Raw genomic sequence first — 21,251 nt, 5'->3', positions numbered from 1 at the left:
GATCAGCGTCCTTCGGTGATGGCGGCCTGGTCCGCGGGGTCGATGGGCCGGTCCGGGCGGCCGGTGCGCATCCGCCGGTCGATGTAGTTGACCAGGTGCGTGAGCGGGATGGTGAGCAGCAGGTACACCAGCCCGGCGGCGACCAGCGGCGAGAGGTTGCCGGTCTGCGCGTTGAGGTCGCGGCCGACGGCGAAGAGCTCGCGCTGGCTCACCAGCAGGCCGAGGAAGTAGATCAGCGAGGAGTCCTTGATCAGCGCGATGAACTGGTTCATCAGCGCGGGCAGCACCCGGCGCACGCCCTGCGGGATGATCACCAGCGTCATGGCCTGCCGGTAGCCGAAGCCGATGGCGCGCGCCGCCTCCAGCTGCCCCGGCTCCACCGACTGGATGCCGGAGCGGAAGATCTCGCCGATGTAGGCCGAGGCCAGCAGCGCCAGCGCCACCGCGCCGAGCCAGTACGGGTTGTTGCCGGTGATATTGCGGACCACCGGGCCGATGCCGAGTCCGATGATCAGGATGATCACCACCGCGGGCAGGCCGCGGAAGATATCGGTGTAGACCCGGGCGGGCCAGCGCAGCCACCGGGTGCGGGCGATGCCGGCCACCGCGAGCAGCATGCCGAGCACGGTGCCGAGCACACCGGAGACCACCGCCAGGATCAGGGTGTTCGGCAGCCCGGTCTTGATCAGCTCGGGGAATGCCTGCTTGTACAGCGACCAGTCGAAGAAGGTGTCGCCCAGCTGTTCCAGCGTGGACTTGGGAGCGGCGGCCTCGGTCTGCTCCGGCTGCGCGTTCTGCGCGGCCAGCGCGCGGAAGTCGGGCAGCTCGGGGGTGGGCGCGGCGCGCGAGCCCGGCTTCCACCCCGGCGGCAGCTCGCGCGGCACCCAGTCCTGGTAGAGCCGGGCGTAGGTGCCGTCCGCGATCACCGCGTCCAGGCCGCTGTTCAGCGCGTCGATCAGCGGCTGGTTGGTCTTGGCGGCGGCGTAGCCGACGAAATTGTCCAGGCTGAAGGTGTTCTCCGCGACGGTGATCGGGTCGCCGGGCGCGATCGCGCCCTCGGCCTGCGCGGACGGCGCCACCCAGACGTCCACCTGGCCGGACTTCAGGTTCGCGTAGGCGGTGTTGTAGTCCGGGAACTTCACCGGGTCCAGCCCGAGCTGGTTCACCACGAACTCGTCCTGCACGGTGCCCTGCACCACCGCGATCCTGGTGTCCGGGTTCAGGTCCGCGAAGCTCCCGATCGCGCTGCCGACGGGAGTGACCAGCGAGAAGTAGCCGAAGTCGTAGCCATTGGTGAAGCCGACCAGCTGGCGCCGCGCGTCGGTGGTGGTGATGTTGGACGAGCCGACGTCGTAGCGCCCGGCGGCCACGCTGGCGAGCAGGCCGGAGAAGTCGGTGCTGGCGAAGTCGACGGTCAGCCCGAGCTTGGCCGCGATGGCCCGCAGCAGCTCGTTGTCGAAGCCGGTGACCTGGTTGCTGCCGTTCACGCAGATGCTCGGCGGGGCGTCGGAGAGCGTGCCGACGCTGAGCCGGCCCGGCGTGATCAGCCCGAGCCTGCTCACGTCGATGGAGCTCAGCGGCACCACGTCCGGGGTGGTGTAGCGGTCGGCGCCCGCGCCCTGCGGGGAGGCCAGGTTGGCGGGCGCGGCGGCGGCCGCCGTCGGCCCCGGCGGGGCGCACAGATCACGGGCCTGCCCGCCGCCGTCGCCCGAGCCGCACCCGCTCAGCACGAGCGTGGCGACCGCGAGCACCGCGGCGAGCAGGGCCGACGAGCGGAACGCGCGGGAAACCGACATGGGAAACCACCCTAGTCGCGGGGTGGCGAATCCCCCGCTATCAGGCGTCTCACAGCGCGAAACCCTTGCGCGCCGGTCAGGAGAGCCCGACCACCGACTCCGGGTTCACCTCGTCCCGCCACCGGATCGCCGCCTCGACCTGGCTCAGGTCGTAATCCGGACCGCTGGTGCCGACGGTGAAGAGCGTGACGCCCGCCTCGTGGAACTTCGCCGCCTGCTCGACCCCGGGCCACGCCGTCGACTTCTCGATCCGACCCGCGTCGGTGCCGACCGCGGCCGCGTGCTCGGCCAGGATGCCGCTCTTGCGGGTGAAGGTCTCCAGGTCGCCGAAGCTGTGCCAGATGTTCCCGTACTCCGCCACCAGCCGCAGCGTCTTCTTCTCGCCACCGCCGCCGATCAGCACCGGAATGTGTCGCGTCGGGGCCGGGGTCAGCTTCTTCAGCCGCGCATCGATCCGCGCCAGCCCCTCCTTGAGCAGCGCCAACCGGCTGCCCGCGGTGCCGAACTCGTAGCCGTACTCGTCGTAGTCCCGCTCGAACCAGCCCGCCCCGATCCCGAGGATCAGCCGGCCGCCGCTGATGTGGTCCACCGTGCGCGCCATATCGGCCAGCAGGTCGAAGTTCCGGTACCCGCCGCCGGTGACCAGCGCGCCCAGCTCCACCCGCTCGGTCTGCTCGGCGATGGCGCCGAGCATGGTCCAGCACTCGAAGTGCGCGCCCTCCGGGTCGCCGGTGAGCGGGTAGAAGTGGTCCCAGTTGAAGACGATGTCCACCCCGACGTCCTCGGAGCGCAGCACCGCGTCCCGGATGAGCTGGTAGTCGGGGGCGTGCTGCGGCTGCAGCTGAACTCCGATGCGAACCGGTCGGCTCATGCTCTGCTCCTCGTCGTCCGTTGGGTGTTTCCGGGGGCGAGGCTACCGGCGGGCGGGGTCGGGCGCCGCGCGCGAATGATCATCGAAACCGATGACTGGTCGGCGCCGCGCGCAACACCGATACTGGGCACATGGGTGAGGGCCGATGGTTCGACGTCGTGGCCGCCGATGCCGCGCTGGCGGAGCTCATCGACGCGGTGCATACGATCGCGGTGGCGCCCGCGCCCGCCGACCGGGAGCCGGACAATGTGCGGCGGCTGCGGGCGGTGCGGGCCAGGGACCGCAGCGCGGCGGGGCGGGAGCCGGGGCGCGGGGTGGAGGTCGCGGCGGTCACACTGGTGAGCAGCGACGGCTTCTCGGTGGATGTGGCGTTCGAGCTGCTGGCGGGCACCGCGGCGGCCCGCTTCCGGCTGGGCGGGCGGGCCGGCCCCGGCGGGGTGCACAGCGCCCGCGCGCTGGCCGGGTACCTGGCGAACGCCACGCTGCACCGGCTCACCGCGCAGGGCATCCGCGCGGTGCTCACCGGGCCGTGAGTCAGAACTCGTCGAGGCTGAGCAGTTCGTCCTGCACGGCCCTGGCGAGCAGCTGGGCCTTGGTGACCGCGGGGCGGCCGACCTCGTCGTACTTCCGCCTGGCGCGCGCGAGGTGGGTATTGACCGTGCCGGGAGCCAGGTACAGCTTGCGGCAGACCTGGTTCTTGTTCTCGGCCAGCAGCCACTCCCTGACCACCTGGGCCTCCCTGGCGCTCAACCCGGGGTCGGCGTACCGCAGCGGCTCGGGATCGGGCATGGCGGTTGCGTTCCGGTTCATGACGCGTCTCTCTCGTGTGCCGCCCGGAAGAGCGGTCGATCTGTGTGATCCTCTCCATCTGATTCGATCTGCACGCATCCTTCAGTCCGCGCTGTGACACCGATCCGTCGCTCGTGAGACAATTCCGGCTCACGGGCTGCGACGGTTTCGGCACTTTCGGGGATGTGCGCTGCGGGAACGCCGTTCGGAGCCGGAGCCGAGGACAGCGCAAGGCGAGGGGGATCGCATCGATGAAGGCCGCGGATCCGATAACTGCCCGGTTCATCGAGGCGGCGCTGCGCACCCTCGCCGAGGAGCCCGCGCGGGTGCTCGACCGCGGCCTGAACCGGGATCGGCTGGTGGAGCTCTCCGGCGCCGCGGCGGCCACCTTCTCCCGGAAGTTCCGCACCAAGCAGGTGTTCCTCGACGCCATCGCCGCCACCCTGCCGCCGCCGGTGATCTGCGGCGCGGACGAGCTGCGCGCGGAGATCGAGCGGATCGACGCGGCGGGGCAGCGCGGCGACCGGGCCATCCACGAGCTGGTGCTGCGCCGGTACCAGGCGCTCACCGAGCCGCGCCGGTTCGCCGGCCAGCTGCTCGCGCACTGGCTGGCGCCGTCGGATGGCCGGCTGCGCGCCCGGCTCCGCGATTCCTACCGGCAGCGCGACGACGCCGCGCACGCCGTGCTGGACGCCGCCTTCGAGCGGGTCGGGGTCACGCTGCGCCGCCCACTCGGCGCGGGCACCCTTGCCGTCGCGGTGAACGCCCTGCTGGAGGGGTTGCAGCTGCGGATGCGGGCGGAGCCGGAGGTCGTCACCGCCGAGCTGCTCGCGAACGCCGTGTCGGCGCTGCTCAACGGGGCCATCGACGTCGAGGAGCGGCACCGGCCGGTCGGCGATCCGGCGCCGAAGCGGGCGCCGGTGGCGCTGCCGAGCAATCCACGCGCCGCCGTGATCGCCGCCGCCCGGCTGGAATTCGGCAACCGGGGGTACTTCAACACCGGCATGGAGCACGTGGCCGAGACCTCCGGCGTACCGCGGGACAAGCTCGAGCTGCTCTTCCCCAGCAAGATCCACATCATCGAGGCGGCGCTGCGCACCCCGTTCGATCAGCTCGGCACCGAGATCACCGATGCCGCCGCCTTCGACGTCGACGCCGCCACGACCATCCGCCGCTACCTGCTCGGCTGCGCGCGGCTGATCGGCGCGGAGACCGTCTTCATGGACACCCTGCTGGTCGCCGTCGCGCACGACACCTACGGCGCGCCGGAGCGCATTCGCTCGGTGAAGACGCAGCTCAACCTGCCCGCCATCATCGAGCCGGTGGTCGAGCGCGGCCAGAAGCGCAGGGAGCTGGCCGACGACCACCCGCCCGCCGAGGTCGCCGCCTGGCTGACCAATGCCATCCTGCTGCGCTGCTTCACCTTTCGCGACCGCTCCGCCGAGGAGAACGCCGCCTTCGCCGCCGATGTGGCGCTGCGCGGGGTGCTGCTGGACTGAGCGGTGTCGGCGCGCATCGGCCCCGGGCCGGTGTCGCGCCGCCGGGTGCGCAGATCGGCCCGGCATCAGGCCACCTGCCGCATCGGGCGGTGCTTGACCCGGTAGGAGTACTCCGGGCTGTCGAATTCGTCCAGCAGCACGGTGGGTTCGGCGCGCACGCCGGAGACCCGGTGCAGCTCGCGGTACTCGCTGCTGACCCGGCACAGCGTGGCCACCGTCGCCTGCCTGACCAGCGCGGCGAGCCCGGGCTCCGGGCGGATGCCGGGGCGCAGCTGCACCCGGAGCACCAGCTCGGAGCGGAAGCGGTCGTCCGCGACGGTGTCGAGCAGGTGTTTTCCGGTCAGGGTGCGGACCAGCCTGGCGTCGGCGAGCGCGGTGCGCACCGCGTCCGGGGTGATGTTGACCGAGTAGAAGGTGGCGGCGACGTCGGTGCGGCCGTTGAGCACCAGGTAGCGGGCACCGCGGGTGATCGGGCGGGGCGGCGGGCAGCCGGCGTCGCGCAGGGCGGCCCGCAGCTCCCGGCTGCCGAATACCGTTCCCTCGTCGTTGATCCGGTAGCGCACCAGCGGGATCGCATTGTGCGCGGTGAAGAGCAGGGCGCCGCTCGCGTCGGGCTCGACGTAGCGGTAGCCGGGGTCGTACTCGACGAAGGTCGGCGTGCTGCCCGCGTCGCCGAAGAGCAGGCGCCGGAGCGCGGGGAGCCGCTCGGCGTACCTGCGCACGGCGATGGTGGTGGCGGTCTCGTGGCCGATCATGCCCAGGTCGGCGGTGCCGTAGATCAGAGTGGAGAACTCCGGCCTGCCCGGCTTGCCCGCCAGCTCGAGCACGTGGTCGCGCCATGGCTCGCCGATGTTCTCGCCCGCCATGAGCAGCCGGAGGTCGACGCCGTCGGCGATCCCCGGCTCGTCGAGGACGTCGCGCAGGAAGGGCGGGTACCCGGCCAGCACCACCCGTCCGTACTGCGGGCCGAGCGTGCGCAGCCCCGCGCGGATGGCGGCGACATCGACCCCGGGCGTGATCACCGAGACCGGGAAGCCGCGCCGGTGCAGCGCGGTGATCGCCTGGTAGGTGTAGGTGCCGCCGATCCAGCTGCCCATGGCGAAGCCGATCACCACCAGGGTCGGCCTGCGATCGGCGCCGAGGCCGCGCAGGATCCGGCGGTGCAGCTCGATGGATTGCCGCAGCGCGACCGGGCCGCGCGCCCAGTAGGTCGGCTCGCCGGACGAGCCCGAGCTGGCCGACCAGGTCTCCGCCCCGGTGATCCGGCCGTGCGGGAGCAGCTGGTGCGCCGGGTAGACGGCGATGTAGTTCTGCTTGGTGAGCGCGGGCAGCGCGGCGAAATCCGCCGCCGTCCTGATGTCGCCCGGCGCGATACCGCGCACCCGCAGGAAATCCCGGTAGGCGGGTACGTGCTCGGCCGCGTCCCGGAAGACGCGGAGGGCACCGGGCAGTCCAGAGGTGCGCGAGAGAGGGGGTGGCAGCACGCCGTGGCTCCTTCCATGACCCGGCGCGGCCTGTCCGCCGCGCCGTCCGGCTGTACGACGCGGCAGTGACACATTTCGACCATCGGTCCGGCCGCGGGCGGCGCACCGCCCCGGCTCGGATAGCATCCCGGCGATTCCTCTACTCGGATCGTCCGGCACGTTCCTGCCGGTGAAGGGATGTTGATCCACCGTGGCCACGGTTACTTTCGAACACGCCACCCGGCTTTACCCGGGCAACCCCACCCCCGCCGTCGACCGCCTCGACCTGGAGATCGCCGACGGCGAGTTCCTCGTCCTCGTCGGCCCGTCGGGCTGCGGCAAGTCCACCTCGCTGCGCATGCTGGCCGGGCTGGAGGAGGTGAGCGACGGCCGCATCCTGATCGGCGCGGACGACGTCACACACGCCGAGCCCAAGGACCGGGACATCGCCATGGTGTTCCAGAACTACGCGCTCTACCCGCACATGACGGTCGCGGAGAACATGGGCTTCGCGCTCAAGCTCGCCAAGGTCGCCAAAGCGGAGACGCAGGCGCGGGTGCTGGAGGCGGCCAAGCTGCTCGACCTGGAGCAGTACCTGGACCGCAAGCCGAAGGCGCTCTCCGGCGGCCAGCGCCAGCGCGTCGCCATGGGCCGCGCCATCGTCCGGCAGCCGCAGGTCTTCCTGATGGACGAGCCGCTCTCCAACCTGGACGCCAAGCTGCGCGTGCAGACCCGCACCCAGATCGCGCAGCTGCAGCGGCGGCTCGGCACCACCACGGTGTACGTCACGCACGACCAGGTCGAGGCGATGACCATGGGCGACCGGGTCGCGGTGCTCAAGGACGGCAAGCTGCAGCAGTGCGCCACCCCGCGCGACCTCTACGGCGACCCGGCCAATGTGTTCGTGGCCGGGTTCATGGGCTCGCCCGCCATGAACATCTTCACCCTCCCGGTGTCCGACGGCGCCGTGCACCTGGGCGGCTGCCCGATCCCGGTGCCGCGCTCGGTGGCCGATGCCTGCTCCGGGACGCTCACCGTCGGCATCCGGCCGGAGCACTTCGAGCTCGGCAGTGACACGGGGATCGCCATGGAGGTGGATGTGGTCGAGGAGCTCGGGTCCGACGCCTACCTCTACGGGCGCACGCTCGGTGACTCGCCCACCGGGGCGGGGGAGACTGTGGTGGCGCGGGCGGATTGGCGGAATCCGCCGCCGAAGGGGGCGAAGTTGCAGCTCGGGGTGGGTGCGGAGCACGTGTACTTCTTCGATCCGGTGGATGGGAGCCGGCTCAACTGAGTTCGTGCCCAAGTGGAAGTGGTTGAGGTTGTTCGGCATCGAGAGCAGAGCCGAACAGCCTCCTCGCCTGCCGACCGCCGAGGAGATCGAGCGCAACGAACGCATCCTGGAAGAGTTCAGCAGGCAGGTCCGCGCGACGAAGCCGCGCGCTCAGGATGGACTGCCGCGCTCGAACGCACATATCGCCGACCTCAACGGGACTCGATTCGAGGGCTGGTTCCGGCTGAACGACAGGTGGCACGACGCGGACGGAAACGTCCTCTACACCCTTGACCGCACTCGCGGCTGGTACGACAACGACGGCCGCCTCGCCTACGACCTGCTCGGTGACGCGATCGAGTAGTGCGGAATCCGTTGAGCCGGATGGTGATCGGCGCGACTTCCAGGAACTGCGCCCGGGCCGCCATGAGCGCTTCGCGGACCTCCCGCGGCTCCGGGTTGGGACACCGGAACCAATGGGCGAGTGCGGAATTGTAGTCCTGCCATGCCCCTTCGTATTCCGTCAGAATCCGCTGCGGCGAAGGCGCGGTGTGATCGGCCACCTGGACGGTGGACGTACGGCAGTGCGCGACTCGAAGAACCCCGCTGGCCCCGTCCTGGACTTCACCCCGTCCGAATGGACAGCATTTGTCGCCGGGGTACGAGCCGGAGAGTTCAACCAGGCGTAACCCCCGTAACCAGCCGACACAGTCGCCGACCCCGCGCCAGCCTGGGGCTAGGGTGGCACGGGTGAGCACAGCATCGAGCTCGGACGCGGGTCCGACCGGGGTTCTGCCGGTGCAGCAGTACGTGGCCGGGTTGGCGCGTAAGCGGATGGCCGCGGGAATGTTGTTCCGTGACGAGCTGGGCCGGGTGCTCCTTGTGGAGCCGACCTACAAACCGAATTGGGAGATACCGGGCGGTACCGTCGAAGCCGACGAATCACCGTGGGGGACGGTACGCCGTGAACTGCGTGAGGAAATCAGCTGGGACCACCCGGTAGGCCGACTGCTGGTGATCGATTACGTGCGTCCGCAGGATAATCGGCCCGAGGGCGTGGTGTTCGTCTTCGACGGCGGCGTGCTCACCGACCTCGATATCGCCTGTATGGTCCTCCATCCCGGAGAGATCCGCTCGATCGGGTTCTATACCCTCACCGAAGCCGCGGCTCGGGTGAAACCGCTGTTGGCCGACCGCTTGGCGATGGCGCTAGCGGCGGTGCGCGAGGGCGCTACGGTGCTTTGCGAGCAGGGGCGACGTATCGGCTGACCGGTACGCCGCCCCTGGCGGTGTGGTCATGCTGACAGCGACAACCGCTGCGAAGCAGGTCGTTGGCTCGATGGCGCGATGCCGGCGTGGGTGATGTGCTGCTTGCCGGACGCACGGTAAAGGCTGTCGTGGATACCGTCAGCATAGAGCAGCCCGCCCAGATCACGCCGGATCTTGATCAGGGGACTGTCGGCACGAAACCCGGCCGCGCCGACCAGCGGCATCAGGTCGGCGGCGACCTGGTTCGCCAAGTCGACGCCGTGGGATTTCGTCCCCGCCGACCATCGCTCGGCATGGGAATACCCGGATTCGGCGAGCGCGGCGGAGGCTGCCGCGCCGAGCAGGGCACTGACGAGTTGGGCGTGGGCTCGTCCGATCGACAGCAGAGCGGTGTCGCGCAGCCGTGGCACGCCACCGGTGGTGTGCCGGTCCGCCAAGGTCGCGGTGACCATATCGAACAGTGCGGCCGCGGCACCGGCCGCCGTCGCGGTAACCAGCGGCCGGTACCTGGCGAAATGGCTGCGCAGCAGAGTCATCCCGTCTCCGCGCAGTACGTCCTCGGGCCGGATGGGAACGCGGTCGAGATCCAGGATTCCCCAGTCCCAGCCCGCGAGCCCGGCCGGTTCGACGAGCCGTCGGTGCAGACTCGGTTCACCGGCGTCAACCGCCGCCGCGGCCAAACCGCCGTCGGGGGCCCGGAAGAAGACCATGAACACCGCTGCCTCGCTCAACCGGCTGATCCAGCTCTTACTACCGGTCACGCGCCATGTACCGTCCGGCGTACTGACCGCGCGGGTCGCCGTGGCGGTTGGATTCGATCCTCCGTGCGCTTCGGTAATCGCGATCCCCGCCAGTTCACCGGCCAGCAGCCGCGGAATCCAGTGCTGGCAAACCGCTGAACCGCCGTAGCGTGCGACGAGCGCACCGTGACCGAGGCCGGTGGAATCGCGCATATCGATATCGCGGTAGCCGCAGACGAACTGGGCCAGCACGGCGAATAGAGCCGGCTGTCGGGTGGTGTCGAGCAGGCCGTGATTCGCCAGCTCGATCCGGATCGCGTGTAACTGGTCACCGGGCCGACGACCGAGGCCGACGACGATCGGATAGGTCTCGGCGGCATCGTCGACGATCGCGGCGAGCGCAGCCAGCCGCGGCCAGTCGACCCGGCTCGCAGGGTCGATCAGGGGTTGCAGTGGCTTCAGCCAGGTCTCTACGGCCTCACTCGAGGTGATAGCGGTCATCGGTTCACCTTCCCGTGGACGCGGGCGGGGTGGCCATAGGCCAGCGCACCGGGCGGGATATCGCGGGTGACCAGCGATCCCGCGCCGACCAACGCTCGTGCGCCGATCGTGACACCACCCATGATCACCGATCCGGTGCCGACCTTGGCGCCGGTTTCGAAACGCGGTGGGACCAGAATCGGTTCTCGATTCGGGTCACGCCAGGTCAGGGTCTTGTCATTGACCGTGCGCACCCCCGCACCCAGGAACACTTCGTCGGCAAGGTGAGTGGAGCTGGTGATGTGCGAGCCTGGCGAGCATCGCACCCGCTGCCCGATCCAGGTGCCGCGCTCCACACACAGGTGATGGCCGAGCACAGTCTCCGCACCGACACGAACCCCGGTACGCAATACCGACTGGTGCCCGACCACTGTGGCGGCGGCTACCTCGACATCGGCGTAGACAATGGCACCGGAACGAATCACGCTCTCGGCGCCGAGCAGCGTCATCCCGCCCGCACCGGGATGGATTCGGCCGACCGCGTATCCGTGCTCGGGTTTACCGATCACCGCCTGCTCCTCGACCAGGGCGTTTTCGGCAAGCGCGACACCGCCGTGCACGGTCGCGAACGCGCAGATCACCGCACCCCCGGCAACGACAACCGGGCGCAGCACACCGAGGTGGTCGGCAGGCACGAAAAGTGCGAATCTGCTGATTCGAGCGGTGGGTTCAGCGTGCAGCAGACCGACACGGTCGAGTTCGGTCATGGTCATCGCCGAATTGGCCATCGGGGTCTGTGGCCTCGGTGATCCCGAGGCGGGGTGGACAGTCATGATTCCTCCTGCGCCGCGGCGAGACGGGTGTGCTGCCACAGCGCCTATCAGAAGACAACGAACCCGCGCTCGGTGACCACGCGCTTTGCGGCACACGGAAAGCTGTTGCGAGATCTGCAAAACCGCTGGCGTAGTGCGTGCTGCGGTCGCTACCGTCAAAGTTCGGTCCGAGTAAGGAACGCGACGATGGACCCAACCGCGCGATCTGGGATACCCGCGCGGTACGTGATGCTCTGGCCCGAGGTGACCTCGGCGCAGTCGTCCGTGCCGTACGCCGCGCCAACAACATCACCCTCGCCGAGTTGGCCGCTCGCAGCAACTACTCCATCTCGACACTGTCCCGGCTCGAACGCGGCAAGCAGTCACTGCGCGACACGCACGTGCTGCGCAGCCTCGCCGCAGCGCTGCAGTTTCCGCCCGAACTACTTGGAGTGGCCGACCCGCCGAGACTTCCGATGCACCCCCTGCATCCCCCCGCTATCGTCGGGCTCACCCGTGGCCCGGACGAGGAGACCGAACCCATGCGCCGTCGCACGCTGCTGACCGGACTGGCCGGCACCGTCACCGTCCTCGGCGTCGCGCCCTCCTCCGGCGTAGCCCAGGCAAGCGACCCCCTGCACCAGCTCGAGCGCGCGCTCCTGGCAACACCCACCACCGGCGTCCCGGTCCATCTGCGGCAGCTGGACCAGCAGGTCACGGCCGCCCGATCAATGTTCGACCACGGGCACTACGCCGCACTCGCCAACGGCCTGCCCCGGCTGCTGTCCACCGCGACCGCGACCCACTCGAGCGGCACCACCAACGACATTGCCGCAACCAGCGCGCTTCTCGCGCGCGCCTACGTGGTCGCTGCTCAACTCAGCGTCAAATTCAGCCACGACCAACTCGCTTGGACTACCGCCGACCGTGCGATGCAAGCCGCCCAGGTCAGCAACGACCCCCTCATCCGAGCACAGGCTCGCCGATCGTGGGCGATCGTACTTCGCCGCACGGGACACACCGACACCGCCGCACAACTGATCCTCGACACCGCGGCGTCACTCCAGGCACAACCACACCGGGACGTCAACAACCTCGCCACATTTGCGGCGTTGCTGTCCACCGCTGCCTACACCGCCGCCACCTCGGGCGACCGAGACGGCGCGCGGACGCTCATCGACGAAGCGGCACATGCCGCCGCTCAGGTCGAGCACAACCACCCCGGCGCCGTTGCCGGATTCGGTACCGGCTCCGTCGTGCTTTATCAGGTCAGCATCGCCAGGGTCCTCGGCGACGCCGGAACCGCCATCGACACCGCGCGTCGAATCGACCCCGCCTCGATTCGGTCTGCCGAAACTCGCGCCCGCTACTGGTCCGACGTCGCGCGTGCCTTCCATCAGTGGGGCAAGTTCGAACAGTGCTACGGGGCACTGCGTGCCGCCGAGCATGCCGCCCCCGACGAAGTCCGCTACCGCAAGCCCATCCAGCAAATCACCTTCGACCTACTCCAAGACCCCCACTCCGCAGCATTGCCTGGCCTGCGATCCTTCGCCGACCGCACAGGCACCCGCGCACCGTGACACCGTTAAGGGATCACAGGCGGCACTTCCGGACGAACTCCTCGTTCAATTGAACCCCCAGTTCCTCCAACCCGATCTCCGCCCCGGACCCACTGCGCACCTCCACCCGCACCGACTCCCCCGTCGCCGCCTCGACAAGCAGCAACGGCGCAGGTCCGGGCTGTAGGTACCGATCCCCCCACTGCTGGAGCGCGAGCACGGCGGGAAGCAGATCCCGACCCATCGGGGTGAGCACGTACTCGTGCCGAGTCCGCTGCCCCTCCTCCCGATACGGCTCCTTGGCGAGCAACCCCGCGGCGACGAGTTTGCGCAACTGCGAAGCCGCGGCCGCGTCGGTGATCCCGACCCGAGCGGCGAACCCGTCGAAGCGGGTGGTGCCGTAATACGCCTCGCGCATGATGAGCACCGCCGACCGGGTGCCGACGATGTCCAGCGCCTTGGCGATCGAGCACTCGGTCGGCCGCCAGGCGGCGAGATCGGCGAGAGGTCCTTCCATCACGGCTGCCATGGCGCACATCATACCCCCGCTGACTTGACCGGACTATTGCCAGAGTGGAGACTTGGCTATGTCGAGGTAGAGCCAGACGGCTCCCCGGACGGAAGGAAGCACGATGCGAGACGCAGTCATCGTCGAAGCGGTCCGCACTCCGATCGGCAAGGGCAAGCCGACGGGCGCGCTGCACGGGGTACATCCGGTCGATCTGCTCGCCCATTCGCTGCGCGAGGTGGTGCACCGGGCGGGGATCGATCCGGCCCTGGTGGACGACGTCATCGGCGGGGTGGTGACGCAGTCCGGCGAGCAGAGCGTGAACATCACGCGCAGGGCGGTGCTGGCGGCCGGGTTCCCGGAGGCGGTGCCCGCCACCACGGTGGACCGGCAGTGCGGCAGCAGCCAGCAGGCGGTGCACTTCGCGGCGCAGGGCGTGATCTCCGGCGCCTACGACGTGGTGATCGCGGCCGGGGTGGAGTCCATGAGCCGGGTGCCGATGGGCGCGAGCGTGCAGGGCGCCGACGACATCCTGGGCGTCGGCTTCGCCGACCGCTATCCGGAGGGGCTGGTCGGGCAGGGCATCAGCGCCGAGCTGATCGCCGCGCGCTGGGGGCTGAGCCGCACCCGGCTGGACGAGTTCGCGCTGGCCAGCCATGAGCGGGCGGCACTGGCCACCAAGAACGGCGCTTTCGCGGCCGAGCTCGCGCCGCTGGCGGGGCTCGCCACCGACGAGGGCATTCGCACCGGCAGCAGCCTGGAGTTGCTCGGCGGGCTGCGCCCGGCCTACTACGACGAGGCGGTCGCGGCGCGCTTCCCGGAGATCGGCTGGAACATCACCGCGGCCAATGCCAGCCAGATCAACGACGGCAGCGCGGCGGTGCTCATCATGAGCGGCGCCAAGGCCGCCGAGCTGGGACTCACCCCGCTGGCCCGGCTGCACAGCTTCGCCGTGGCGGGCGACGATCCGCTGCTCATGCTCACCGCCGTCATCCCGGCGACCCGCAAGGTACTGAGCCGGGCCGGGCTGGAGCTGGCCGATATGGACCTGGTCGAGATCAACGAGGCGTTCTCCTCGGTGGTGCTGGCCTGGGCCGACGACACCGGGGCCGACCTCGCCAAGGTCAACGTGAACGGCGGCGCCATCGCGCTCGGCCATCCGCTCGGCGCCTCCGGCGCGCGGCTCACCACCACGCTGGTGCACGCGCTGCGCGAGCGCGGCGGGCGGTACGGGTTGCAGACCATGTGTGAGGCGGGCGGGCTGGCGAACGCCATGATCCTCGAAACCCTGTAACCCTCAGCGCAGTTCACCGAGGGCGAGTGCGAATACCAGGCCGAGCAGCCAGGCCTCGACGATCACCGGGACGGCGACCACGGGGCCCCAGCCGATCGGCCTGCCGTACCGCACTCGCTCCCACACGTGTGACACGGCGACCACCGCCGCGAACACCAGCCCGCCCCAGGCGATGAGCGCCGCGGGCCAGACCTCGCCGAGGCCGTCCCGCTTCTCGTCGGCGAAGAGGCCGTAGAGCGGGACCAGGGCGACGGCGAGCCCGGCCACCAGGAGCGCGAGCAGGGCGCCCGCGACGGTGCGCAGCAGGTCGAAAGGGGACGCCGGGCGGGGGTCGCGCCACTCCGGTCGCCGCTTGTCGAACCGTGCCATGTCGCCCCCCTTCCCCTTCAGCATGACCCGAAATCGCCGCGCGCACACCGCGAAGGGCAGCGGCGAGCAGCGTTGGCACGGCTACCGCGGCGGCCCGCCACCCGACGCCGGTCACGCCGAGAAGCCCGCCGAGACGATGCTGTAGCCCCAGAGGAAGCCGCCCACGACGACGATCAGCGGGATCACGCCCCAGATCCAGAGCGGCCAGCGGCGCCAGGCGGCGATCGGCAGCATGACGGCGCCGATGACGACGGTGAGCGCCGCGCTGCCCCAGGCGACGCCCATTCCCGAGCCGACATAATCGCAGCTCTTGCCGTCGTAGCTGCAGGAGTCGGCGGCAAAGGCGAAGAAGATCGTCGCGTAGGCGGAGCAGGCGGCGAGGACCAGCGCGACCGAGTACAGAACCACCCCGAGCGTCACATCCAGCGGATTCAGCTGCTTCCTCGGCGGCGGGGGCGGCATAGCGTCGTACCGCGGGTCCGGATAAGCGGTCATCATGCATCGATACTGGTCGCGGGCGCGGGGCGCGGGTACCGGGAAACTACTCAGGTGGGGCGGGGAGTTTCCGGTGCTGGGGCAGAATCCGGGCATGCTGGTTTACGCGATTCCGCTGCGCACCCGGTTCCGCGGGATCACCGTGCGTGAGGGCGTGCTGGTGCAGGGGCCGCGCGGCTGGGGGGAGTTCTGCCCGTTCCCCGAGTACGACGACCGGGAGGCGGCGAACTGGCTGGCCACCGCGCTGGAGCAGGCGAACGAGGGGTGGCCGGCGGCGGTGCGGAGGCGGATTCCGGTGAACTGCATCGTGCCCGCGGTCGAGCCGGAGCGGGCGCACCGCATCGTGGCCGAATCCGGCTGCGGCACGGCCAAGGTGAAGGTCGCCGACCACCCGGACTCGCTCGCGGAGGACATCGCGCGGGTCGAGGCGGTGCGGGCGGCGCTCGGGCCGGGCGGCGCGGTGCGGGTCGATGCGAACGCGGTGTGGGACGTGGAGACCGCGGTCGGCCGGATCGGGGCGCTGGATCGGGCGGCGGGCGGGCTGGAGTACGTGGAGCAGCCGTGCCGCACCATCGAGGAGCTCGCGGCGGTGCGCCGCCGGGTCACGGTGCCGATCGCGGCGGACGAATCCATTCGGCGCGCGGAGGATCCGCTGCGGGTGGCGGTGGCGGGGGCCGCCGATATCGCGGTGATCAAGTGCACGCCGCTGGGCGGGGTGCGGCGGGCGCTGCGGGTGGCGGAGGCGGCGGGGCTGCCGTGCGTGGTGTCGTCGGCGCTGGAGACCGGGGTCGGGCTCGGGGCGCAGCTGGCGCTGGCCGGGGCGCTGCCGGAGCTGGATTACGCCTGCGGGCTCGGCACCGGCGCGCTCTTCACCGGGGATGTGCTGGCCGAGCCGGTGCTGCCGGAGAACGGATTCCTGGAGGTGCCCGCCGTGCCGCCGACCCCGGACCCGGAACTGCTCGAGCGCTACCGGCACCCGGACCCGGAGCGCACCCGGTGGTGGCTCGATCGGCTGGAGCGGGTGCGCGCGCTGGTCGGGGGATAGACCGATCCGGCGGATACCGGACAGTTACGGACAGATCGGTTACCGGTTCCGGCCGGGCCGTGCGCGCCGCACGAACCCGCCGGGCGGCTCCCTCACCCGATCCTGGCCCCGGTGCCGTGCAGCGCCGAACGCAGCAGCAGCGCCGCCTCCGGCCCGATCACCCCGTCCACGAGCGCCAGGTAGCGGGCGCAGAAGGCGGGGCCGTGCGCGGGCTCGGCGGACGGCGCCAGGTGGTGCGCCAGCTCGTGCAGCACCACCAGCTCGCGCAGCGCCCACACCCGCTCGAACGGCACCGCGAGCACCGCGCCGTCGGGCTCGTAGTGCGCCGCGGACGCCCCGCGCCTGGCCCGCACCCGGACCGGAACCGCCGCCCGCTCCCACCCCGCCCGCACCCAGTTCAGCGCCAGCACCCGCTCGACGTACCCGGCCACCGACTCCACCGACCCGAACCGCCGCTCCACCGGCAGCGTGAGCTGCGAGCCGAACACCTCCACGGTGCGGTTGCCGAACTCGTCGGCGCGCTCGAAGGCGCCGCGCACCAGCTGCTCCGCGTCGTAGACGGCGCCACGCTGGCTATCGCGCGCGGTCACGGCGCCTCGTCGACGGCGGAGCGCCGCACAACCCGCGCGATCACGGCGTCCCGTCGACGGCGGAGCGCCGCATATCCCGCGCGGTCACGGCGCCTCGTCGACGGCGGAGCGCCGCACAACCCGCGCGGTCACGGCGCGGGCAGCTCGCCGCGCGGGGCGCCGAGTTCGGGCGCGGTGCCGAGCCGCGCCACCCGGCCCGCGCGGTCACCGGCCCTGCGCGCGTCGGCGGACGGGGTGAGCGAGGCAGCGGCGCCGCGCCAGGTGCCCCTGGCCTCGGAGGTCCTGCGGTAGAAGTCGGTGAGCTCCAGCTCCTTCTCGCGCAGCGCGAGCGCGGTGCCTGGCGCACCGGCCTCGGCGGGCGCGGCGTCCCGCACCACCTCGGCCTTGACCTCGGCGAGCCGCTTGCCGACCCGCGCCGCGAACGCCGCCTGGAAGTTGAGCCGCGCGGTCACCGGCGCGACCGGCGCCGCGACCCGGCGGCGCACGGTGCGCCCGAGCCGCTTCTGCACCACCACCTTCTCGACGGTGGCCGAGCGGTAGCCGCCGGACTTGATGTACTGGTCGCTGGCCCGCACCATCTGCACCAGCAGGCTGGTGTACAGCGCCTCGCAGACGTCGATGTCGCCGGCGAAGCCGTAGGCGTAGACCTGGGTGGAGGTGCGCGCGACATCGCAGCGCACATCGTTGGCCGCGGCGATGGCGACGAACAGCTGCACGTACGTGCGCAGACCTTTCCGGCCCGGCTCGCCGATCGGAATCACTCGCTGGATCGGCGTGGCGCGCCGCTGCCTGCCCGCCACGTGCGCGCGGGCGACGGCGAGGTCGATCGAGGAGCGGGTGGCCAGCCGCTGCGCGGCGGCCAGGAACGCCTCGGCCTCGTGCTCGTTGTCGGTGGACTCGGCCTGCCGCAGCAGGCCGCCGATCCGGGTGAGCATCCGGTCCGGAACCGCGTTCGGCGAAGTCATCCTGGCCAGCCTAGCGAGCGGGGCCGAAGGGGAATGCGCTCCAGCGCTCCCGGTGAACACCATGTATCTTGCCTTGTGCGTCGGCTGATGTGCCGCCGCTCACGTCTCGACCCGGGAGTGTTCGCGATGGCTTTGAAGCAGGTGTCGTCCCTTCGTTCGTCGCTCGTACCGCGGGCGTCGCTGGCGATCGCCTCCGCGGCGCTGCTCACCGCGACCATGGCCGCGGGCTGCTCCAGCGGCGACAGCGGCAATCCGACCTCGGAGAATCTGGACGGCCGCGGCCCCATCACCTACGTGGAGGGCAAGGACACCACCGAGACCGGGGTGGTGAAGCAGATCATCGAACGCTGGAACGCCACCCACCCGAACGAGCAGGTGACGTTCAAGGAGCAGTCCAACGACGCCAACCAGCAGTACGACGACCTGGTCGAGCACATGCGCTCGAAGCAGTCCGGGTACGACGTCGTCGCGCTCGACGTGCCGTGGACCGCGGAGTTCGCGGCCAAGGGCTGGATCCAGCCGCTGAAGGACAACTTCGCCATCGACACCGCCGCGCTGCTCTCCCCCACGGTCGCGAGCGCCACCTACAACGGCACGCTCTACGCCGCGCCCCGAAACACCAACGGCGGCCTGCTCTTCTACCGCAAGGACCTGGTCCCCACCCCGCCGCGCACCTGGACCGAGATGCTCGGCCAGTGCCAGGTGGCGCGGGACAACAACATCGGCTGCTACGCCGGCCAGCTCGCCCCCTACGAGGGCCTCACGGTGAACACCGCCGAGGTGATCAATGCCTACGGTGGCACCTTCGTCGGCCCGGACGGCAAGACCCCGACGGTGGACAGCCCGCAGGCCCGCGCCGGCCTGAACACGCTGGTCGACGCCTACAAGGCGGGCGACATCCCGCGTGAGGCGATCACCTTCAAGGAGCCGGAGAGCGGCAACGCCTTCGCCAGCGGCAACCTGCTCTTCCTGCGCAACTGGCCGTACTTCTTCGGTGAGGCGGGCGGCGACGCCTCCCAGGTCAAGGATAGGTTCGGGGTGGCCCCGCTGCCCGGCGACAACGGCGTCGGCGCCTCGACGCTCGGCGGCTACAACGCGGCGATCAGCGCCTTCTCCAAGAACAAGGCGACCTCGCTGGACTTCCTGCGCTTCCTGATCTCGGAGGAGGCGCAGCAGATCGTCGCCTCCGGCGCGCTGCCCTCGGTGCGCGCCTCGATGTACGACGACCCCGCCCTGATCGCACAGATGCCGTACCTGCCCGCGCTCAAGGAGTCGATCGCGAGCGCGGTGCCGCGCCCGGTCACCCCGTTCTACTCGGCGGTGTCGAAGGCCGTGCAGGACAATGCCTACGCCGCGCTGAACGGCACCAAGTCGGTGGACGACGCGATCATCGGCATGCAGAAGGGCATCGAGACCGCCGGTAACTGACCGGCGGAATCACGCCAGGCATACCGACGACCCGTAGGAGAGAGAACGTGTCGGATCCTTCGGGAACGGCCACCCTGGTCGAGGAACAGCGGCCGCGGCCCGAGGAGCGCAAGCCCGGCTTCGGCGCGGCGCTGGCCACGGAGTGGCGGAAGTCCCGCCGGGCCTGGCTCTTCGTGCTCCCGGTGCTGACCGCGCTGACGGTGGTCATCGGCTATCCGGTCTTCCGGGCACTCTGGATGTCCTTCGAGAAGGACGCGGGGCTCGACCCGGCCACCGGCATGTTCGTGGAGGGCGGCGGCGCCGGCTTCACGAACTACACGCACTGGCTGCTGCAGCAGTGCCAGGCCGCGGGCGGGGTGGTGCCCTGCCCCACCGGCACGCTCGGCTCGCAGTTCTGGATGGCGGTCGGGATCACGCTCTTCTTCACCGTGGTCACCGTCTCGCTGGAGGTGGTGCTCGGCCTCGCCATGGCCGTGGTGATGGGCAAGACCTTCCGCGGCCGGGCGCTGCTGCGCGCCGCGGTGCTCATTCCGTGGGCCATCCCGACCGCCGTCACCGCGCGGCTCTGGGAGTTCATGTTCCAGTACGACGGCGTGGTGAACCGGATCCTCGGCACCGAGATCCTCTGGACCTCGGACGCCTGGCCCGCCCGCTTCGCGGTGATCGCCGCCGACGTCTGGAAGACCACGCCGTTCATGGCGCTGCTGCTGCTCGCCGGGTTGCAGGTGATCCCGGCCGACGTGTACGAGGCGGCCAAGGTGGACGGTGCGTCGGCCTGGCAGCGCTTCGTGCACATCACGCTGCCGCTGCTCAAGCCGGCGCTGCTGGTCGCGGTGCTCTTCCGCACCATGGACGCGCTGCGCATGTTCGACCTGCCCGCGATCATGACGCTGGGCAACCCGGCCACCAAGACGCTCTCGATCCTGGTGGTCGAGCAGGTGCGGCAGGGCCCGAACAGCGCCGCCGCGCTCTCCACGATCACCTTCCTGATGATCTTCGCGGTGGCCTTCGTGCTGGTGAAGGTCCTCGGCGCGAACGCCGTCCGCACGCAGGAGGAGCAGCGCAAGTCATGAGCACCGCCATCGACACCCGCAAGCCGGACCCCGCCCGGCCTCCGGCTCCGCACCGGCAGCCGTGGACCAAGCGGCTCGGCACCGTGCGGCTCTACCTCGGCGCGCTGATCGTGCTGCTCTGGGGGCTGGCGCCGTTCTACTGGATGACGGTCACCGCCTTCCGCGACCCGGCCTACCAGTTCGAGAACACCCCGTGGCCGACGCACGTGACGCTGGAGAACTTCCGCAACGCGTTCGACACCACCCGCGGCAACGACTTCGGCAAGGCGCTGCTGAACAGCGTGATCATCGGCTTCGCCACGACGGTGGTGGCGCTGATCCTCGGCATCCTGGCGGCGTACGCGCTGGCCCGGATCCAGTTCCGGGGCAAGTACATCGTCTCCGGGCTGATCCTGAGCGCCTCCATGTTCCCGGTGGTGGTGCTGGTGACCCCGCTCTTCCAGCTCTTCAGCGACATCGGCTGGATCGGGCAGTACCAGGCGCTGATCATCCCGAACATCTCGTTCGTGCTGCCGATGACGGTGTACATCCTGGCCTCGTTCTTCGCCGAGCTGCCCTGGGAGCTGGAGGAGGCCGCGCGGATCGACGGCGCGACCAAGCTGCAGGCCTTCCGGCTGGTCATGCTGCCGCTGGCGGCGCCTGCGGTCTTCACCACCGCGATCCTCGCCTTCATCGCGGCGGTCAACGAGTACCTGCTGGCCCGGCTGCTCTCCAACGGCAGCACCGAGCCGGTGACCGTCGCCATCGCGCGCTTCTCCGGCAACGACCCGCTGGTGCAGCCGTACGCGGCGATCATGGCGGCGGGCACCATCGTCACGGTGCCGCTGGTGATCATGGTGCTGCTCTTCCAGCGCCGGATCATCTCCGGGCTCACCGCGGGCGGCGTCAAGAGCTGATCGGGGCGGCCGCAGCGGGTAAAGTCGGGGGACGTCA

23 protein-coding genes are annotated in these 21,251 nt (G+C 70.6%); 12 read left to right on the top strand and 11 right to left on the bottom strand.

Annotated features, from left to right (window positions below):
- Positions 1-2 precede the first annotated feature (2 nt).
- Both NH2_RS05670 and NH2_RS05665 read right to left on the bottom strand, forming a co-directional pair.
- Positions 3-1,796, bottom strand: a complete 1,794-nt coding sequence (locus NH2_RS05670) for an ABC transporter substrate-binding protein/permease (protein ID WP_067649093.1) — start codon at positions 1,794-1,796, stop codon at positions 3-5.
- A gap of 76 nt (positions 1,797-1,872) precedes the next feature.
- Positions 1,873-2,667 carry an LLM class F420-dependent oxidoreductase gene (locus NH2_RS05665; RefSeq protein WP_067649090.1) on the bottom strand — a complete coding sequence of 265 codons (795 nt, stop codon included), beginning with the start codon at positions 2,665-2,667 and terminating at the stop codon, positions 1,873-1,875.
- Positions 2,668-2,798: 131 nt separating this feature from the next.
- Here NH2_RS05665 and NH2_RS05660 point away from each other — a divergent pair, with 131 nt between their 5' ends.
- Positions 2,799-3,200, top strand: coding sequence for a hypothetical protein (locus tag NH2_RS05660; protein WP_067649087.1), 402 nt, complete (start codon positions 2,799-2,801; stop codon positions 3,198-3,200).
- A 1-nt stretch (position 3,201) separates the two neighbouring features.
- On the opposite strand, the gene NH2_RS05655 is transcribed toward NH2_RS05660, so the two are convergent.
- Positions 3,202-3,477: a LuxR C-terminal-related transcriptional regulator gene (locus NH2_RS05655; protein WP_245650437.1), complete on the bottom strand. Its 276-nt coding sequence runs from the start codon at positions 3,475-3,477 to the stop codon at positions 3,202-3,204.
- A 230-nt stretch (positions 3,478-3,707) separates the two neighbouring features.
- On the opposite strand from NH2_RS05655, the gene NH2_RS05650 reads away from it, so the two are divergent.
- Positions 3,708-4,955 (top strand): TetR/AcrR family transcriptional regulator, encoded by a 1,248-nt coding sequence (locus NH2_RS05650; RefSeq protein ID WP_067649084.1) that lies wholly within the window; start codon positions 3,708-3,710, stop codon positions 4,953-4,955.
- Between the two features lie 65 nt (positions 4,956-5,020).
- Here the strand turns inward: NH2_RS05650 and NH2_RS05645 are convergent, their stop codons facing one another.
- Positions 5,021-6,439 (bottom strand): phenylacetate--CoA ligase family protein, encoded by a 1,419-nt coding sequence (locus NH2_RS05645; protein WP_067649081.1) that lies wholly within the window; start codon positions 6,437-6,439, stop codon positions 5,021-5,023.
- A gap of 190 nt (positions 6,440-6,629) precedes the next feature.
- Here NH2_RS05645 and NH2_RS05640 point away from each other — a divergent pair, with 190 nt between their 5' ends.
- From NH2_RS05640 to NH2_RS05630, 4 genes are all read left to right on the top strand, one after another.
- Complete coding sequence (locus NH2_RS05640) at positions 6,630-7,712, top strand: ABC transporter ATP-binding protein (protein WP_067649078.1); 1,083 nt, start codon at positions 6,630-6,632, stop codon at positions 7,710-7,712.
- A 4-nt stretch (positions 7,713-7,716) separates the two neighbouring features.
- The gene (locus tag NH2_RS05635) at positions 7,717-8,055 is read left to right on the top strand and encodes a hypothetical protein (RefSeq protein WP_157103608.1); all 339 of its coding nucleotides are present in this window, start codon (positions 7,717-7,719) and stop codon (positions 8,053-8,055) included.
- 112 nt (positions 8,056-8,167) lie between these two features.
- Complete coding sequence (locus tag NH2_RS27940; protein ID WP_084505236.1) at positions 8,168-8,380, top strand: DUF397 domain-containing protein; 213 nt, start codon at positions 8,168-8,170, stop codon at positions 8,378-8,380.
- Between the two features lie 61 nt (positions 8,381-8,441).
- The gene (locus NH2_RS05630) at positions 8,442-8,960 is read left to right on the top strand and encodes an NUDIX domain-containing protein (RefSeq protein ID WP_218021659.1); all 519 of its coding nucleotides are present in this window, start codon (positions 8,442-8,444) and stop codon (positions 8,958-8,960) included.
- Between the two features lie 26 nt (positions 8,961-8,986).
- On the opposite strand, the gene NH2_RS05625 is transcribed toward NH2_RS05630, so the two are convergent.
- Positions 8,987-10,201, bottom strand: a complete 1,215-nt coding sequence (locus tag NH2_RS05625) for an acyl-CoA dehydrogenase family protein (protein ID WP_067649072.1) — start codon at positions 10,199-10,201, stop codon at positions 8,987-8,989.
- Entirely contained in the window at positions 10,198-10,953 is a 756-nt protein-coding gene (locus NH2_RS30095) for a hypothetical protein (RefSeq protein ID WP_281202010.1), read from the bottom strand. The genes NH2_RS05625 and NH2_RS30095 overlap by 4 nt, the downstream gene beginning before the upstream one ends.
- A gap of 197 nt (positions 10,954-11,150) precedes the next feature.
- Between NH2_RS30095 and NH2_RS05615 the strand changes: the two genes are divergently transcribed.
- Positions 11,151-12,572: a helix-turn-helix domain-containing protein gene (locus NH2_RS05615; RefSeq protein WP_084505234.1), complete on the top strand. Its 1,422-nt coding sequence runs from the start codon at positions 11,151-11,153 to the stop codon at positions 12,570-12,572.
- 13 nt (positions 12,573-12,585) lie between these two features.
- Here the strand turns inward: NH2_RS05615 and NH2_RS05610 are convergent, their stop codons facing one another.
- Entirely contained in the window at positions 12,586-13,092 is a 507-nt protein-coding gene (locus NH2_RS05610) for a winged helix-turn-helix transcriptional regulator (RefSeq protein ID WP_157103607.1), read from the bottom strand.
- A 91-nt stretch (positions 13,093-13,183) separates the two neighbouring features.
- Between NH2_RS05610 and NH2_RS05605 the strand changes: the two genes are divergently transcribed.
- The gene (locus NH2_RS05605; protein ID WP_067649060.1) at positions 13,184-14,353 is read left to right on the top strand and encodes a thiolase family protein; all 1,170 of its coding nucleotides are present in this window, start codon (positions 13,184-13,186) and stop codon (positions 14,351-14,353) included.
- 3 nt (positions 14,354-14,356) lie between these two features.
- Here the strand turns inward: NH2_RS05605 and NH2_RS05600 are convergent, their stop codons facing one another.
- Both NH2_RS05600 and NH2_RS05595 read right to left on the bottom strand, forming a co-directional pair.
- Positions 14,357-14,722 carry a hypothetical protein gene (locus tag NH2_RS05600; RefSeq protein WP_157103606.1) on the bottom strand — a complete coding sequence of 122 codons (366 nt, stop codon included), beginning with the start codon at positions 14,720-14,722 and terminating at the stop codon, positions 14,357-14,359.
- 111 nt (positions 14,723-14,833) lie between these two features.
- Positions 14,834-15,220, bottom strand: coding sequence for a hypothetical protein (locus NH2_RS05595; protein WP_157103605.1), 387 nt, complete (start codon positions 15,218-15,220; stop codon positions 14,834-14,836).
- A gap of 91 nt (positions 15,221-15,311) precedes the next feature.
- On the opposite strand from NH2_RS05595, the gene NH2_RS05590 reads away from it, so the two are divergent.
- A complete protein-coding gene (locus tag NH2_RS05590) occupies positions 15,312-16,262 on the top strand; it encodes an o-succinylbenzoate synthase (RefSeq protein ID WP_067649423.1) in 951 nt (316 codons plus the stop codon).
- 92 nt (positions 16,263-16,354) lie between these two features.
- Here the strand turns inward: NH2_RS05590 and NH2_RS05585 are convergent, their stop codons facing one another.
- Both NH2_RS05585 and NH2_RS05580 read right to left on the bottom strand, forming a co-directional pair.
- The gene (locus tag NH2_RS05585; protein ID WP_067649050.1) at positions 16,355-16,852 is read right to left on the bottom strand and encodes a TIGR04338 family metallohydrolase; all 498 of its coding nucleotides are present in this window, start codon (positions 16,850-16,852) and stop codon (positions 16,355-16,357) included.
- A gap of 128 nt (positions 16,853-16,980) precedes the next feature.
- Positions 16,981-17,817, bottom strand: a complete 837-nt coding sequence (locus tag NH2_RS05580) for a DUF2786 domain-containing protein (protein WP_245650435.1) — start codon at positions 17,815-17,817, stop codon at positions 16,981-16,983.
- Between the two features lie 126 nt (positions 17,818-17,943).
- On the opposite strand from NH2_RS05580, the gene NH2_RS05575 reads away from it, so the two are divergent.
- From NH2_RS05575 to NH2_RS05565, 3 genes are read left to right on the top strand one after another with little or no spacing between them, the layout of a single operon-like run.
- Positions 17,944-19,245 (top strand): ABC transporter substrate-binding protein, encoded by a 1,302-nt coding sequence (locus NH2_RS05575; RefSeq protein ID WP_067649419.1) that lies wholly within the window; start codon positions 17,944-17,946, stop codon positions 19,243-19,245.
- A gap of 47 nt (positions 19,246-19,292) precedes the next feature.
- Positions 19,293-20,318: a carbohydrate ABC transporter permease gene (locus NH2_RS05570; RefSeq protein ID WP_067649045.1), complete on the top strand. Its 1,026-nt coding sequence runs from the start codon at positions 19,293-19,295 to the stop codon at positions 20,316-20,318.
- Positions 20,315-21,214, top strand: a complete 900-nt coding sequence (locus NH2_RS05565; protein WP_084505233.1) for a carbohydrate ABC transporter permease — start codon at positions 20,315-20,317, stop codon at positions 21,212-21,214. Before NH2_RS05570 ends, NH2_RS05565 begins: the two co-directional genes overlap by 4 nt.
- Positions 21,215-21,251 lie beyond the last annotated feature (37 nt).

Source organism: Nocardia harenae NBRC 108248 (assembly GCF_001612885.1).
Taxonomy (GTDB): Bacteria; Actinomycetota; Actinomycetes; order Mycobacteriales; family Mycobacteriaceae; genus Nocardia; species Nocardia harenae.
Note: the sequence above shows the minus strand (reverse complement) of the source record. Positions and strands in the feature narration are given on the sequence as shown.